This is a genomic window from Emticicia sp. GW821-FHT11C11 (assembly GCF_058808615.1).
Genome location: NZ_JBXARV010000003.1, coordinates 80,235 through 95,391, shown reverse-complemented (window position 1 = coordinate 95,391; position 15,157 = coordinate 80,235). Strand labels below are relative to the sequence as shown.

General features: G+C 42.6%; 15 protein-coding genes. 9 read left to right on the top strand and 6 right to left on the bottom strand.

Annotated features, from left to right (window positions below):
* Positions 1-49: 49 nt before the first annotated feature.
* From AC1RRY_RS15585 to AC1RRY_RS15565, 5 genes are all read right to left on the bottom strand, one after another.
* A complete protein-coding gene (locus tag AC1RRY_RS15585; RefSeq protein ID WP_492822959.1) occupies positions 50-508 on the bottom strand; it encodes a YybH family protein in 459 nt (152 codons plus the stop codon).
* 29 nt (positions 509-537) lie between these two features.
* Positions 538-996: a Cif family virulence factor gene (locus tag AC1RRY_RS15580; protein ID WP_492822961.1), complete on the bottom strand. Its 459-nt coding sequence runs from the start codon at positions 994-996 to the stop codon at positions 538-540.
* A gap of 88 nt (positions 997-1,084) precedes the next feature.
* Complete coding sequence (locus AC1RRY_RS15575; protein WP_492822963.1) at positions 1,085-1,903, bottom strand: helix-turn-helix domain-containing protein; 819 nt, start codon at positions 1,901-1,903, stop codon at positions 1,085-1,087.
* A 212-nt stretch (positions 1,904-2,115) separates the two neighbouring features.
* Positions 2,116-2,628, bottom strand: coding sequence for a photosynthetic reaction center cytochrome c subunit family protein (locus AC1RRY_RS15570; protein ID WP_492822965.1), 513 nt, complete (start codon positions 2,626-2,628; stop codon positions 2,116-2,118).
* A gap of 81 nt (positions 2,629-2,709) precedes the next feature.
* The gene (locus AC1RRY_RS15565) at positions 2,710-3,576 is read right to left on the bottom strand and encodes a dienelactone hydrolase family protein (RefSeq protein WP_492822967.1); all 867 of its coding nucleotides are present in this window, start codon (positions 3,574-3,576) and stop codon (positions 2,710-2,712) included.
* 583 nt (positions 3,577-4,159) lie between these two features.
* Here AC1RRY_RS15565 and AC1RRY_RS15560 point away from each other — a divergent pair.
* The 9 genes from AC1RRY_RS15560 (at position 4,160) to AC1RRY_RS15520 (ending at position 13,847) form a co-directional block, all read left to right on the top strand.
* Positions 4,160-5,638: a peptide MFS transporter gene (locus AC1RRY_RS15560; protein WP_492822969.1), complete on the top strand. Its 1,479-nt coding sequence runs from the start codon at positions 4,160-4,162 to the stop codon at positions 5,636-5,638.
* Between the two features lie 98 nt (positions 5,639-5,736).
* Positions 5,737-6,516, top strand: coding sequence for a PASTA domain-containing protein (locus AC1RRY_RS15555; protein ID WP_492822971.1), 780 nt, complete (start codon positions 5,737-5,739; stop codon positions 6,514-6,516).
* 205 nt (positions 6,517-6,721) lie between these two features.
* Positions 6,722-7,036 carry a rhodanese-like domain-containing protein gene (locus AC1RRY_RS15550; protein ID WP_492822973.1) on the top strand — a complete coding sequence of 105 codons (315 nt, stop codon included), beginning with the start codon at positions 6,722-6,724 and terminating at the stop codon, positions 7,034-7,036.
* Between the two features lies 1 nt (position 7,037).
* Positions 7,038-7,508 (top strand): NADH-quinone oxidoreductase subunit A, encoded by a 471-nt coding sequence (locus AC1RRY_RS15545; RefSeq protein WP_492822975.1) that lies wholly within the window; start codon positions 7,038-7,040, stop codon positions 7,506-7,508.
* A complete protein-coding gene (locus tag AC1RRY_RS15540; RefSeq protein ID WP_492822977.1) occupies positions 7,505-8,014 on the top strand; it encodes an NADH-quinone oxidoreductase subunit B in 510 nt (169 codons plus the stop codon). Before AC1RRY_RS15545 ends, AC1RRY_RS15540 begins: the two co-directional genes overlap by 4 nt.
* A 144-nt stretch (positions 8,015-8,158) precedes the next feature.
* The gene (locus tag AC1RRY_RS15535) at positions 8,159-9,310 is read left to right on the top strand and encodes a hypothetical protein (protein ID WP_492822979.1); all 1,152 of its coding nucleotides are present in this window, start codon (positions 8,159-8,161) and stop codon (positions 9,308-9,310) included.
* 69 nt (positions 9,311-9,379) lie between these two features.
* Positions 9,380-10,468, top strand: a complete 1,089-nt coding sequence (locus AC1RRY_RS15530; protein WP_492822981.1) for a Gfo/Idh/MocA family protein — start codon at positions 9,380-9,382, stop codon at positions 10,466-10,468.
* A gap of 200 nt (positions 10,469-10,668) precedes the next feature.
* Entirely contained in the window at positions 10,669-12,882 is a 2,214-nt protein-coding gene (locus AC1RRY_RS15525) for a TonB-dependent receptor (RefSeq protein WP_492822983.1), read from the top strand.
* 92 nt (positions 12,883-12,974) lie between these two features.
* Positions 12,975-13,847, top strand: a complete 873-nt coding sequence (locus AC1RRY_RS15520; protein ID WP_492822985.1) for a glycoside hydrolase family 16 protein — start codon at positions 12,975-12,977, stop codon at positions 13,845-13,847.
* Between the two features lie 16 nt (positions 13,848-13,863).
* Here AC1RRY_RS15520 and rodA read toward each other — a convergent pair whose 3' ends face one another.
* Positions 13,864-15,138, bottom strand: a complete 1,275-nt coding sequence (rodA, locus tag AC1RRY_RS15515) for a rod shape-determining protein RodA (RefSeq protein WP_492822987.1) — start codon at positions 15,136-15,138, stop codon at positions 13,864-13,866.
* Between the last annotated feature and the right edge of the window lie 19 nt (positions 15,139-15,157).

Here is a 15,157-nt window from a genome sequence, read left to right as displayed (position 1 = left end):
AAATCGGTTCAGACGGCATGAAAGACAGAAGCTCTGAATAAGTTGTTTTCTAGTTTTTACGATTACTGCTGAACGAATCCCGGTACATTTTCCAGCCTTTTGCTGTTTTCTTCCACAATACCAGAAATTTACCGTCGTCAAAAAGTTTCCCGTTTGCATCAAAAGATTGCCACAGGCCCTCTTCTGTTACGTAATTTCCTCCGTTATTATAAATGGCCGTAGTTATGAATTTGCCGTTTCTTAATCCAATGTTATCGTACGCTTCCCTGAAAAATTTTTCTACGTTTTCCTTACCACATGCCTTGGGCGCAAATGGTGCCATGATACAGGCATCGTCGGCGTAACGCGCTGTAAAAACCGAAGCATCGTTTTTTACAAAAGCATCAAAGTAAACAGCATTGCTGGCAGATATCTGCTGCTTTGCTTCTTCCAGCAAATCGTTTTTTTTGTTTTGTGCAGCCGATGCTACGGATATTCCTAAAAGAATGATGGTGCTTAATTTTTTCATGATTTTTAGTATTACGTTTTTACAATTGATTATTTTCCTGATGCACGACTACTATTGAAAATCTCGCGATGCCTTTTCCAGACCCCACCTTCGTTTTTCCATAATATCATATATTTTCCGTCGTCAAATGTGCTACCATGGTCGTCCAGCCAATGATAAAAGCCAACCTCCGTCAGCCAGTCTTTTTCATTACTAAAGACATCAATGCTGATGAATCTCTCTGTCTTAAGTCTGGTGTTTTTTTTGAGATAAACGGCATAGTCCGCAACAGCTTCAGGGCCGCATAAGATGCGCGCATTCGGAAGCATAATCCAGCAATCACCGGTATAAAAGCCGGCGAGTTGCTGTAAGTTTTGTTGTTCAATAGTTTTGCTGAATTCGCTGTTTCTGGCTCCGATGTTTTTTTCAGGATTCAGTTCAGCTGTTCTCTGAGAGAGGGTGCCTTTTGATACAAACAGTATCAAAAAACAAAAAATAAAAGGTTTCATCTTGAATTTGTGCTTAGTTTTAAATTGACTATGCAAATTTCTGACGATAACTTTTCTGAAAATTGTATAAAAAGGAACTGATTAGAAATTATTTGATAGGAGACGCCAAAATAGCTGTATTGTTAATCAGGCTGAAATCGGAAGGAAGTGTGTGCGTAAACTTCTTAAATTCTTTAATAAAGTGCGACTGGTCGAAATAACCACATTGATAGGCAATATCCGTGAGTGATTCAAAACCCTTATTAAGCAATTGCAGGCTTTGCTGAAAGCGGATGATCTGATGGTATTGTTTGGGAGAAACACCAGTGTTCTCGACGAACAGTTTGTTTAGGTATCTTGACGAAATACCATACCGGAAGGCCATTTCTTCAAGGTTCAGATAGCCTTCTTTATGATTGATCTGCATCAACGCTGATTTTATAAGGCGGGTTTTGCTGATATGTTTTTCACTCTTTAATAACCGGCTAAGAAAGAATTTATCAAAAACGGAGATTTTTTCTTCTACAGTTGAAGCCTCAAATAGCCTTTCGTGCAGCATGGCTATGTCGTTACCTAATACTTCGTGCAGGCTCGATATCTGATTATTAAAATGAAACACGTCGTCGTTCAAAAACAAAGAGGCCGATTCCGGATAAAACCGTACGCCAAACATCTTATTGTTGCGGCCACTGGCTTTAAATGAAATCGGTTCAAGTACTTGTCCCCATAGTTCGGACGAAGGATTAACCCGGTATACACCGTCTTTCCCGGTTTGCCATATTCCATCACCAATGTTAAACATCATTTCAACACAGCCTGTGGCAAAGGCAGTGTCAGAGTATTCCTGCTCTCCATTTACTTCTAACTGATAATAAGAAAGTATAAATGGTTTCAGGGCATCAGCTGGTACGTATTCCCGATAAATCATATCGTATGATATTTTTACAAATATAGGTCATAGTTTTCAGTTTGAATTGTACAAATCGGAACACTTTTTAACGTGACAATTCTTTTTTATATCCTGTTTATATCCTGCAGTAATTATGGAAAACATAAGTACTGTAGCAAAAAAAACTCCCCATCCGAAATCGGAAAGGGAGATATGATGGGTGAGACAGGTTGCCTCGGTGTTTATTCAGATTAATTTCCGGGACGCGGGCGCGCACCGTTACCCTGTACTCTTGGCCCGTCATGAGGGGGTTCTTTCATTTCGTTATGGCATGAAATGCAGCCCATCACCACAGGTTGACGGAAAGTTTTAAGACTTGCCAGTATTTCCCTGTTCAGGCGGTTTGTCATGTCAACCATTTCGCGGGTCTGGTTAAAATGGCGTGGTTTTTCAGAGGCAAAATCGTTCATGTCATGGCAAAACTTACAGGTTACACCCAATGCATGCCCCCAGCTATTCATGATACTTAGTACCTGCTCTGCCGACTTACCTTTCAGTGTTTTAATGTTCCTGAATACAGAATCAGCAGCTACATTTTCTTTACCTCTGATCGAATCTTTAAAAGCCTTGAGATACTTCTCGCGGTCGGCCATCAGGGTATCTTTCCAGGCAATGGCTTGTGTGTCTTTCTTTGAAGTAGTACTGATTGTAACAAAAGATGAAATTCCGATAATGATGAATAGAACAGGAATAAATAACTTCATAGTGTGATTATATTTTAGCGTCGTAAAGATGTAAAAAGGCGGAAAGATAATTGAAAAACCTTTATCAATCCGCCTGTAATATTAAAATTTCTTTTTGAGATAGGCTAATGACATGCCATAGGCTTCTTTGGCCAGGGCTTCATCATATTTAGGATTACTCGGGTTTGCAAAGCCATGCACACCGTCAAATATTTTGTAAGTAAGGGTTTTGCCTGCGGTTTTCATGTTGGCGGCAAACTCTTCTATTACTTCTTTCGATATACGCGTTTCTGTAGCGAACAACCCCAGCACATCGCTGTTCAGCGTTTTCAATCTTTCCACGTCTCTTACCGGCATACCATAGTACATGACAGAACCAACGGTTTGTTTACCACCCAAAAGTGCAGATTGCAAAGACAGACCACCACCAAAACACCAGCCGACATTGGCAATACGGGCATTTTTTCCGGCAAAAGCAATACCCCCTTTCATAATAGATTCCAGACGGGCTTCGCTCGTTCCTGACATCAGTTTACCTGCTTCCTGCGGATTACTGGTCGCTTTACCGTCGTACATATCCAGTGCTAATACGTTTACGTCTTCACCCAAATCTTTATAATAAGTATCAGACTGACGTTTAATGTAATCGTTCAGTCCCCACCATTCCTGATACACCAGCAACCATTTGTTGCTGTTACCTTTTGCCTTCACAAAATAACCGCGGGCGTCTGTGCCATCGGGAGTTTTAAACGTGATATCATTACCCGAAGCCTGATAATTGATAGGCAACGGAGCAGGATGCAATGCCTGAAAAGCCGGGTCAAGCGCAAACTGCTTCATTCCGTCGGCAGGAGCAGTATGGCAAATCGTAATTGCTGAAGCAGGCACGGCTTCTTCTGGTTTATTTACAAAAACCAGCGCCCAGATGCTCAGTAAAAAGGCATGAAAAACAATGACAGATTTAATCATGGTCAGAATAAAGTTTAGAATTAGAATATGTTAACAGTCCGGAAGTCCTTTTGTCAAATCTGCTGTGGCAGATATCCATGCTAATATACAAACATCAGCGATGCAAAGTTTTAATGAGTAGATTAATTATCTGTTATTACATACAACCGGCCAAAAAAAATAGCCCCACTAAAAGTAGGGCCTTTCTTATTTTTTTATTCTAAGCAAAATTAAACCTTAAACATCTGCTTATGCCTTTACTCATCCACACTATCCCGGCAGGCTCATTCACCACCTCTTTGTCTTCTTATGGCATAAGTACACACAAAACTAAATATTTCATTAATGCGAAACAAGTAATTATAGCGAAATTTCGCTATAATTACAAAAACCCATTCAATAGGCGGTTTATTTCTTCGAATAATTCAATTTATCATATGTGCAGGATACTTCATACCGATTAAAGTGAGTGAAATGAAGCCGGAATTGAAGTTTTTTACCTCTGAATACATAAATTTTTCTAACTTGTGCGTTACTTACCATAAATTTGCAGTTTATTAAAGTCCGATTCATCGGTTATCTATTCATCTAAACTCTAAACCTTATGAACGAAAAAACACTATTTGGACATCCCCGGGGACTGTTTGTACTATTTTTTACCGAAATGTGGGAGCGTTTTTCGTATTACGGAATGCGGGCCATCTTACTGCTATTTTTATTAGATAAAACCAGTGGCGGTTTAGGATTGAACGAGGGTGAAGGTGGTGCTACTTATGGTTTATACACTTTTTCGGTTTATTTACTCTCTCTACCCGGCGGGTGGCTTGCAGATAATGTTTTAGGTCAAAGAAAAGCGATATGGTATGGCGGTATCACTATCATGCTCGGGCACATTGTGTTAGCGTTTCCGGCTTCTCAGCCCGTGTTTTTTCTGGGGTTGGCGCTGGTTGCCATTGGCACCGGTCTATTGAAACCCAACATCAGTTCTATTGTCAGTGAGTTATACCCTGAAGGAGGCGCCGTGCGCGATGCCGCCTTTTCTATCTTCTATATGGGTATTAACCTGGGGTCTTTCTTAGGTATTACCATTGTGGGCTATCTGGGTCAGAAAGTCGGTTGGCATTATGGTTTCGGGGCAGCGGCGGTAGCCATGTTTCTGGGGCTGGTCAATTACCGTGTATTTGCCACAAAATACCTAAAAGAAAAGGGCCTTTATCCTAAGGTTGCAAAAAAAGATACCGAAACCGGTGCCTCTGCTAAAACTCAGCCTCTTACCTGGATTCTGTTAGGTGTACTGGTACTGTTTATTATAGCTATGCAGTTATATGGTACTTTCGCCTGGGACAGCAAAAAAGGTGTGGCCACGTCAATGGGTATTATCTGTGTGGCAGTTGTGTTAATCTATTTTGCCAACCTGATGTTTGCATCGGGCTTAAACAAAATAGAAATGAAAAGAGTAGTTATTCTTTTTATTCTTTTCTGGGGAGCGGTATTGTTCTGGGCGGGCTTTGAGCAACAGGGTTCTTCTTTACAGATTTTTGCCGATCGCCATTCCGAATTACCATTCGGGATGCCCTCAAGCTGGTTTCAGAATTACAATGCCTTTTTTATATTACTTTTTGCTCCAATGGTAGGGGGTATCTGGGTCTTTCTTGAAAAACGCAAAGCCAATCCACCTTTGTTGGTAAAATTTGCCATTGCTCTTTTCCTTGTTGCAGTGGGTTATTATGTAATGGTAATAGGCGCTAAAGTTGCCGTTACCGGCATGAAAGCCTCTGCATTTATACTTACCTTTACTTATATATTTCATACAATTGGTGAGCTTTGCTTAAGCCCAGTAGGACTAAGCGCCTACACCAAGCTGGCTCCCAAGCAGTTTTTGAGTCAGTTAATGGGTATCTGGTTTGTGGCAACCGCTCTTGGCAACTTGTTTGCTGGTCTGTTTGCAGGTGGTTTCGATGAAGAGAACATACAACAAATGCCCCAAATGTTTATGAGCATTGTCTGGTTCTGCCTGGTGGTAGGTGCAGTTATGCTGTTATTACAAAAGCCTCTTAAACACTGGACCGGCGGCATAAAATAAAAAGTCTTTGTAATTTTCAATAAATCCGTTTTTTTTGCATTGATTCTATAAAGAGCAACCTGTTTCAGAAGTAGAACGCTGAATACAAACCTATACAAATGGCAAAATTTAGTACGAGTTCGCGCGCGGACATTTTCACACATATCGGTATCATTATTGCAATTTTTCTGATATTTTTCTTCAGCTTCTTCTTTATTTATCTTCCCTGGAGCACCAATCACGGGCAGTCTATTACTGTTCCCGAACTGAAAGGTATGACCCTGGAAGAAATGGAAAAAGCACTTGACGACCGCGACCTTGACTACGAGGTGAGTGATTGCACGTTTGTAGCCGGAGCGAGACCTCTTTCCATACTCACGCAGTTTCCGAAAGCAGGGTCAAGTGTCAAAGAAGGCCGGAAAATATACCTTACCATTGTATCAGAAACGGTACCGATGGTAAAAATACCGGATATCCTCGGTCGTTCATTGTCAAGTGCCAAAAACCAGCTACTCAGCAATGGTCTGGTGGCGGGCAATCCGGAATACATAGCGGCACTGGAAGCTAATTCGGTTTTGAAAATCAAAGTTGACGGGCGGGAAATAAAACCGGGAGACCCTGTACCAAAAGGCTCTAAGGTGGTGCTGGTGCTGGGCGATGGCCTTGGCGACCAGATGATTGAGGTTCCCAACCTGATTGGCATGGCGGCCGATGAAGCTGAAATACTGACCTCGGGTCAGAACCTGACCCTGACGATCCATTACGTGGGGCCTGTAGACGGCGCTGCTGATGGCACCATTGTGAAACAAAGGCCTGGCACTGAGGGAAATAAAATCCGTATCGGAGATGTAATTGATGTAGATGTAGCGGGGCTCGATCCTAACGCAGGCAATAACTGATACGCAATCTGGTATGTACTGAACCTATCAGGATACATAGAAATTTCTTTTATACCACAGGCCTGTAATATTTACCGGCCTGTTTTATTATGCTGATGTATATTTTATAAACTTTTACGTCGACAAAAGAATTTAATTCGTACAATTGTAGTTTTGCTTTAAACTACTATACTTAATTTTGTACAATTCGAAAAAAGACTGACTAATGGACAAGAATTATGACATTACAGCTGAGCAACTGAAAGAATTGCTCGAAGGCAACCAAGCCATCAATCTGATTGATGTACGTGAAGACTACGAATACGAAGACGATAACCTGGGTGCAAAACTGATTCCATTAGGTGAAATATCGGAACGAATAGATGAACTGGAAAGCCTGAAAGGCCAACCTATATATTTACACTGCCGCAGCGGTGCCCGTAGCGGTAAAGCCAAGGCATTCCTGATTGCACAGGGGTTTGAAGATGTACACAATGTTCTGGGAGGTATTCTTGCCTACCGCGAACTGGAAAACCAATAACATGCTTTCTGATTTCGGAATAGTCTTACTGGCATTTATATTTGCAGCATTGGCTCTGATGATGGTGTTTGGTATTTCGTGGTTGCTCCGCCCTAAAAAGCCGACGGTTGAAAAACTAACCACTTACGAGTCGGGCGAAGACCCTGTCGGCAATGCCAATATACGTTTCAATGTCAGATACTATGTAGTAGCATTAATCTTCATTCTGTTTGATGTCGAGCTGGTTTTTCTGTTTCCATGGGCTACTGTGTTCGGCAACAAAGAACTGATTGAACAAACCAATGGCCAATGGGGTTGGTTTACTCTGGTTGAAATGATTATATTCGTTGCCGTGCTGGCCTTGGGGCTTGCCTACGTATGGGCAAAAGGACACCTGGAGTGGGTAAGGCCGGAAATAAAAGAGCCGCACGTTAACAGCAAGATTCCGATGAGTATGTACGAATCAGTGAATAAAAAGTACGAAGAAAAATGAATTTCGACTCACTCGAAAAAGACGTACATATTAAAACCGGCGAAAGTGAGGTAATTCTTACTTCGCTTGATGAAATGGCTAACTGGGCAAGAGCCAATTCAATATGGCCTATGGGTTTTGGCCTGGCCTGCTGCGCTATCGAAATGATGGCCACTTATGCCTCCAGTTATGATTTAGAGCGTTTTGGGGTATTCCCCCGTAACTCTCCCCGTCAGTCTGACCTCATGATTATTTCAGGCACGGTGACATTTAAAATGGCTGACAGAATCAGCCGTTTGTATGAACAAATGCCCGACCCGAAATATGTTATCTCAATGGGTAGCTGCTCCAATTGTGGTGGCCCGTATTGGGAGCACGGTTATCATGTAGTGAAAGGCGTTGATAGGATCATTCCGGTAGATATCTATGTACCCGGCTGTCCGCCTCGTCCCGAGGCACTGATTGGTGGGATACTGAAACTACAGGAGAAGATTAAGTCTCAGACACTGGCAGATTTGAAAAACTAAAAACAAAACACAATAAAGTCAGACGGGATGCGTGATTTTCATGCATCGCGTTTTTTTTGTTTTAGGGCATGCCATTCCCTTAAACCTGAGAAAAATAGTATATTGCAGACCAATTATAAATGCCTACGAACTATCAGACTTTTAATGAAAACTATTATTTATCTATTCACAGCCCTTATCTTTTTTGCACTCATTTCCTGTTCCAGAAGCGGCACCAAAGCACTCGAACAGGGCAATTACTACGAAGCTGTGCTTCAATCTACTGAAAAACTATTAAAAGACTCCGACAACAGTAAGGCATCGGCCGTATTACCAGAAGCCTACCGGAATGCCCAAAATGAGCTTTTACGAGACATTGAACGTACCCGCTTAGCCAATCAGCAATTCCGCTGGGAGACAGTGCTGAACTATTACATCAGGCTTAATGACATGCAAAAAGCCATTGACCGCTGCACCGCCTGCCGCCGATTGGTAACCCCTCAAAGTTATTTCAGTGAAGAGGCCAATGTTCGCGAAAACGCAGCCAATGAGCGCTATGCGCTGGCCATAGATTTATTGAATACCCGCCCGCTAAATCGCGAGGCCGCTAAAGCAGCATATAATCATTTAGAACATATCACCACTTTTGCACCCAATTTCAAAGATGTATTGCAACGGATGGACGATGCCCTGTATACGGCCTCGTATCATGTAGTGCTTGAGCAACCCAGAATTAACTCTCGCTTGTATCAATACAGTAACGAATACTTTCAGGATAGAATTGAGGAGTTTGTACGCACCAACCGCCGGATGAATAAGTTTGTCCGATTCTATTCACCGGAAGAAGCGAAACAGGTCAAACTAAGATTTGATCAGGTAGTAAGACTAGAATTTATAGATTTTGTAGTAGGTGAAACGAATGTAACCAATGACCGGGTGACCGTAACCAGCAAAGACAGTGTAAAAACCGGCGAAGTCATCATCGACGGTAAAAAAGTACCGGTATATGGCAAAGTAAAAGCTCAACTGACCCGTTCGCGCAAGGTGGTTCGTTCCAGAGGGTTGCTGGCATTAGAAATATTCGATTTACAGACTAACAGGGTATTGCTAAAAGAGGAGATTCCGGGAGAATATAACTGGGTAAACGAATGGGGCACTTATAATGGTGATGAAAGAGCATTGAATGCAGCAGATAGAGCATTGGCCGACCGTCGGGAGATGCTTCCACCCCCACCCCAGCAATTGTTTATTGAATTTACCAAACCTATTTATGATCAGGTGACCAACAGGATCAGAAGATTTTATGATAGATATTAAGGCACAGGAGTTCTCAGGCTGCTGTGTCAGCTATTAAATTATAAGTATTCATCTTAACGCTCAAAAACTATGTTTACCCGTCGAGACGCAATCAAATCTTTAGCAGTGGGTGGCGCAGCTACTTTGTTTTCACCGCATAGCTTACTGGCTGGTCTGGCCAAAAAGAAAGACAAGCTGGGTATTGCACTGGTTGGCTTGGGCTATTACAGCACCGACCTGTTGGCGCCTGCGTTGCAGATAACCGACAAATGCTATCTGGCCGGTATCGTAACGGGAACTCCGGCTAAAGCCGAACAATGGAAAAAGAAATACAATATTCCTGATAAAAACATCTATAATTACCAGAACTTCGATTCAATTGCCAATAATCCTGATATAGATGTAGTCTATGTAGTGTTGCCGCCGAGCATGCACCGCGAATACGTAGTGCGTGCTGCCAAAGCAGGCAAACATGTATTTTGCGAAAAGCCTATGGCCACCAGTGTAAGCGATTGCCTGGCTATGATAAAGGCTTGTCAGGACAATAAGGTGAGTCTGGCCATCGGCTACCGTTGCCAGCATGACTCCAACACACAAGAGTACATGCGCATTGGTCGCGAGAAAATCTATGGTAAACCAAGAATGATTACCTGTGGTGCAGGATACGTAGACAATCGCACTACTCACTGGAAACAACAAAAAGCCTTGGGTGGAGGCTGTATGCCGGACATGGGCGTTTATGCCCTGCAAGGAGCACGACTGGCCACCGGTGAAGAACCCATCAGTGTATCGGCTCAGGCCCTTGTGCACCGTCCCGAAATCTATAAAGAAGTGGAAGAAACCATGTTGTTTCAATTGCAGTTCCCGAGTGGGGCTGTAGCGGCTTGTCATACCAGTTTTGGCATCAATATGAACTACCTGCAGGTAAATTATGAGAAAGGCTGGCTGAAGATGGAGCCGTTCTCTTCTTACAGCGGCAATAAAGGCAGTCATTCAGGTGGAGTGATTGATTACCCTCTTAAAAGCCAGCAGGCCAAACAACTGGACGAAGACTGCCTCGCGCTCATGAATGGCACTAAACTGATAGCCCCGGGCGAAGAAGGTCTGAGAGACATCAGAGTAGTAGAAGCCATTTATCAGGCTGCTAAGACAGGCGGCACAATTAAGATTTCTTCCTGATAATTAAATTCATAAAAGCAAAAAGCCACCTATAAACGGCGGCTTTTTGCTTTTATGGGCTTTTATTCTACCTTTGCCTTATTTGCAACATTGTAACATATTTAGTTAAATCTAAAAATATATTTAGAATATATTTTGAAAATCAATTCTATTATCCTAATTTTGAATCGTAAACCTAAAAAATTCTAAATTAGGCTAATATGAGAAGTATATTTATTACTATTATTTATCTGTTGACTTATGGACTTATACCTGTATTTGCCGGAGAAATAAGAGGTACGGTGGTGTCGAAAGATAAGCCTGTCAGCTTTGCCAATGTTCTGATACGCAATACTACTATAGGCACTCAAGCCAATGAAGAAGGGAAATTTGTTATTCTGAATGCTCCTGCAGGTAGACAGACTATTCAGGTATCAAGTGTGGGCTATAAAACCAGAGTATTGACGGTCAATGTACAGGCTGAAAAACCGGTCAGTCTGCTAATTGAAATTGAAGAAGAAAATGCCCAGCTTAATGAGGTGGTAGTAACCGGCACCATGAAAGAAACTACTATCAACGAGTCGCCGGCGCCCATACAAATCCTGAATCCTACTTTTTTCAGAAAAAACCCTACACCCAGCCTCTTCGAGTCGCTTTCGATGGTCAACGGAGTTCGGCCACAACTGAATTGCAACGTTTGTAATACAGGCGATATCCACATCAACGGCATGGAAGGTCCTTACACTATGGTACTGATTGACGGCATGCCCATAGTATCCGCCTTATCAACTGTTTATGGTCTGAGCGGGATTCCTAATTCGATAGTGGAACGTATTGAAGTAATGAAAGGCCCTGCCTCTACCCTCTATGGCTCAGAAGCAGTAGGAGGGCTGATAAACGTAATCACCAAAGCCCCTGCCAAAGCGCCTAAATTGAGCTTCGACTGGAACACCACTAGTTATCTGGAAAACAATTTCGACGCCGGTATAAAAGCCAAAGTCGGGAATGCTACTACCTTGTTTTCCGGCAATTATTTCGTATTCGGCAACAGAGTAGACATCAATCACGACAATTTCACCGATGTTACCCTACAGAACAGAATTTCATTGTTCAATAAGTGGGCGTTCCATCGGCCTAAAAACCGGACTTTCAATCTGGCTGCCCGCTATGTGTACGAAGACCGGTTCGGTGGAGAAATGCAATGGCAGAAAGCCAACCGCGGCGAAAGTGAAGTATACGGCGAATCTATTTTTACCAAACGCTGGGAGTTGCTGGGCAATTATCAGTTACCCTTCGAGAAAGAAAAAGTTACACTCAATTTCTCTATCAATCAGCACGATCAGAATTCGGTCTATGGAGTAACTACCTATCTGGCTATACAAAGAATAGCATTCGGACAATTGCTCTGGGATAAAAAACTGAACAAAAATCATGACGCACTTTTCGGAGCAACGCTCCGTAATACGTTTTATGACGATAATACAGTAATTACCCAAAAACCTGACTTGAGTAATGCGCCGGATAAAATCTGGCTGCCGGGTGTATTTGTGCAAGATGAAATAACCGCAGGCAGCAAAAACAAATTGCTGGTTGGCGCTCGTTACGATTATAACTCCAAACACGGGGGCATTTTCTCTCCCCGATTGAACTGGAAGTTCTCTCCTGATAAAAACAACATATTCCGCATGAGCCTGGGCAATGGCTACAGGGTAGTAAATCTTTTCTCGGAAGACCACGCCGCGCTGACAGGCTCAAGAAAAGTATTGATAAAAAATGCACTCAAACCTGAGCGCTCCTACAATGCCAATCTTGATTATCAGCATTTTTTCACACTGGGGCAAGGCTATGGTAATATACAGTTTAATACATTTTACACTTACTTCGCCAATAAAATCATAGCAGACTATGACCAGGACCCTGAACTGGTGGTGTATGACAACCTGAAAGGCCACGGCATTTCTAAAGGGATTGCCCTTAACGGCGAGTTGATTCTGGCTTCCGGTTTAAAAGCATTTTTTGGTGCCACGCTGATGGATGTATATCGGGTAGAAAACAATCATACAAAAATCAAGCAGATTCAAACACCCCACTTTACCGGCAACTATTCGGTGAGTTATTCTTTCGAAAAAGCGCAGATAAGCATTGATTTAACGGGTAATCTCTATAGCCCGATGCGGTTACCGGTGGTACGCCAATATGGCGATACCCGCCCGGAATACTCTCCGTGGTTCGGGCTGCATAATATACAACTTACTAAACGCCTTAAAAACGGCCTGCAATTATACGGAGGCGTGAAAAACTATACTAACTTTATACCTAAGTATCCGATCTTCATGGCCGATGCTCCTTTCAGCGAGCAATTTGACCCTAGCTATAACTATGCTCCTTTGCAACGCATCAGGGGTTTTGTAGGTGCACGCCTGAATGTTTTCTGAGCTCCGTGTCTCAGAAAACATTATTTTTCTTAGCATACTGCTTTTTAGAAGAAAAGGTGTGAACTTTACCCAAAATTCACCCATCAGTTACTATGAAAAAAACACTCCTGATGATAGGCTTGTTCCTGTCGCATTTTGCTATCTACGCACAACATACTTCAGCATTTAATCCTGATTACATCCAACCCAAAGAAATAAAAGGCATGAAGCTTATCTGGAACGATGAGTTCAATAGTAACGGCAAACCCAACCCGCAATACTGGCGCTACGAAAAAGGCTTTGTGCGTAACCAGGAATTACAATGGTATCAGCCAGACAATGTCACTTGTAAGAATGGCGTCTTACTTTTTGAAGGCAGAAAAGAAGCCATCAAAAATCCCAGTTATGAAGCAGGTAGCACCGACTGGCGCAAGAACAGAGAATATTCTGAATATACATCTTCAAGTATTCAGACCCGCGGTTTCAAACAATGGCAGTTTGGCAGAGTAGAGGTAAGAGCCCGCATTGATACGGCTATGGGGTCGTGGCCGGCCATCTGGACACTGGGTATTAACAAGCCGTGGCCATCCAACGGGGAGGTTGATATAATGGAATTTTACCGGGTAAAAGGCGTGCCCACTATACTGGCCAATGTAGCCTGGGGCACCGACAAACCCTACGTAGCTAAATGGGATGAAAAAAAAATACCTTTAGAAAATTTTATAGCAAAAGATAAAGACTGGGCAAAGAAATTCCATATCTGGCGAATGGACTGGGATAAAGAGTCCATCAGGCTGTATCTGGATAATGAATTGCTGAACAGTACCTTGCTGAACGAAACCATCAACGCCGACGGCAGTAACGGTTTTTTGCAGGAACACTATCTTTTACTGAATCTGGCATTAGGCGGCAATGGTGGCAAGCCGCAAAAAGACCTGATAAAATATGAAGTGGATTATGTAAGAATATACCAAAAGGGCGAATGATTCGCCCTTTTGGGTTTTATACCTTATAGCTCCGGTGAGCATCCAGTTTCAGGAAGATAAACAATAGAATGGTAAACGACCACAAAGATGAACCTCCATAGCTGAGAAACGGCAACGGGATACCGATTACCGGCATCAGACCGATGGTCATACCGATGTTGACTAATAAGTGAAAAAACAGAATAGAGGCCACACAATAGCCGTAAATACGGGCAAACTTGCTGCGCTGTTTTTCGGCCAGATTAATAATCCGGTTGAGCAGAGCCGCAAAAATCAGAATTACAATCATACTACCCACAAAGCCCCACTCCTCGCCTACTGTACAGAAAATAAAGTCGGTTGATTGCTCAGGCACAAAGTCAAATTTGGTTTGTGTTCCCTGCAGATAGCCTTTTCCGACAAGACCGCCGGAACTGATAGCGATTCTTGACTGGGTTACGTTCCAGCCATCACCCAGCGGGTCAGAATCTGGATTCACCAATACCTGAATACGCTTCTGCTGGTGAGGTTTCAATACTTTGGTTACGAAAAAATCGGTACTGAATACAAAAATCGAAGCAATGGCAAATACAGCGGTAAGCCTCAAAATATTCTGGGTGGTTCGTTCGTAGCGTTTCAGGAAAAAATACCAGAACAACCCGCAAAGCACTGCTATGCCAATGATAATGTATACTTTTGAAAAGAACAGCGTCATTACAAAAAGTATAGCCAGGGCAATGCCTAATGCCGGATAAATACCCGGCAGACCTTCCCGATAAAACACCGCTATAAAGGCTGCAAAAGTAAGCGCAGAACCCGTTTCTTTTTGAAGAATGATAATAACAGGGGGTAAAAAAACCATAATACCGGCCACAATCGCATCACGGAATCGTGTAATGTTTACGTTCTGCGAACTCAGATACCTCGATAACGCCAGCGCAGTTATTACTTTGGATATCTCGGCAGGCTGCAACGAAAACGAACCCAGTTTGATCCATGATCTTGACCCTTTGATTTCTGTAGCCAGAAATATAGTGGCTATCAGCACCAGAATAATGATGCCATAGAATATATAGGCAAACGAATCGTAGACCTTATAATCAATAAAAAGAATAATCAGTATCAATAAAAACGAAGCCGCAATGAATATCAATTGCCTGCCCGCATTATGCGAAAGCGAAATGATGTCAATCGGGTTCTCCGGGTTATACACCGCCGCATAAATGTTTAACCAGCCAAAAACCACTAAAGCTATATAAAGCCAGATGGTCGTCCAGTCAATTCCTTCCCTGATATCAATGTCGCGTGCCATATTATTTTTTATGCTTAAC

Bases quoted from the DNA above. Each gene is read 5' to 3' on its own strand.
- AC1RRY_RS15560 (WP_492822969.1), top strand. From the start codon at position 4,160: ATGAACGAAAAAACACTATTTGGACATCCCCGGGGACTGTTTGTACTA.
- AC1RRY_RS15530 (WP_492822981.1), top strand. From the start codon at position 9,380: ATGTTTACCCGTCGAGACGCAATCAAATCTTTAGCAGTGGGTGGCGCA.
- AC1RRY_RS15570 (WP_492822965.1), bottom strand. From the start codon at position 2,628: ATGAAGTTATTTATTCCTGTTCTATTCATCATTATCGGAATTTCATCT.
- AC1RRY_RS15580 (WP_492822961.1), bottom strand. From the start codon at position 996: ATGAAACCTTTTATTTTTTGTTTTTTGATACTGTTTGTATCAAAAGGC.
- rodA (WP_492822987.1), bottom strand. From the start codon at position 15,138: ATGGCACGCGACATTGATATCAGGGAAGGAATTGACTGGACGACCATC.
- AC1RRY_RS15540 (WP_492822977.1), top strand. From the start codon at position 7,505: ATGAATTTCGACTCACTCGAAAAAGACGTACATATTAAAACCGGCGAA.
- AC1RRY_RS15545 (WP_492822975.1), top strand. From the start codon at position 7,038: ATGCTTTCTGATTTCGGAATAGTCTTACTGGCATTTATATTTGCAGCA.
- AC1RRY_RS15525 (WP_492822983.1), top strand. From the start codon at position 10,669: ATGAGAAGTATATTTATTACTATTATTTATCTGTTGACTTATGGACTT.
- AC1RRY_RS15585 (WP_492822959.1), bottom strand. From the start codon at position 508: ATGAAAAAATTAAGCACCATCATTCTTTTAGGAATATCCGTAGCATCG.
- AC1RRY_RS15565 (WP_492822967.1), bottom strand. From the start codon at position 3,576: ATGATTAAATCTGTCATTGTTTTTCATGCCTTTTTACTGAGCATCTGG.
- AC1RRY_RS15550 (WP_492822973.1), top strand. From the start codon at position 6,722: ATGGACAAGAATTATGACATTACAGCTGAGCAACTGAAAGAATTGCTC.
- AC1RRY_RS15575 (WP_492822963.1), bottom strand. From the start codon at position 1,903: ATGATTTATCGGGAATACGTACCAGCTGATGCCCTGAAACCATTTATA.
- AC1RRY_RS15555 (WP_492822971.1), top strand. From the start codon at position 5,737: ATGGCAAAATTTAGTACGAGTTCGCGCGCGGACATTTTCACACATATC.
- AC1RRY_RS15535 (WP_492822979.1), top strand. From the start codon at position 8,159: ATGAAAACTATTATTTATCTATTCACAGCCCTTATCTTTTTTGCACTC.
- AC1RRY_RS15520 (WP_492822985.1), top strand. From the start codon at position 12,975: ATGAAAAAAACACTCCTGATGATAGGCTTGTTCCTGTCGCATTTTGCT.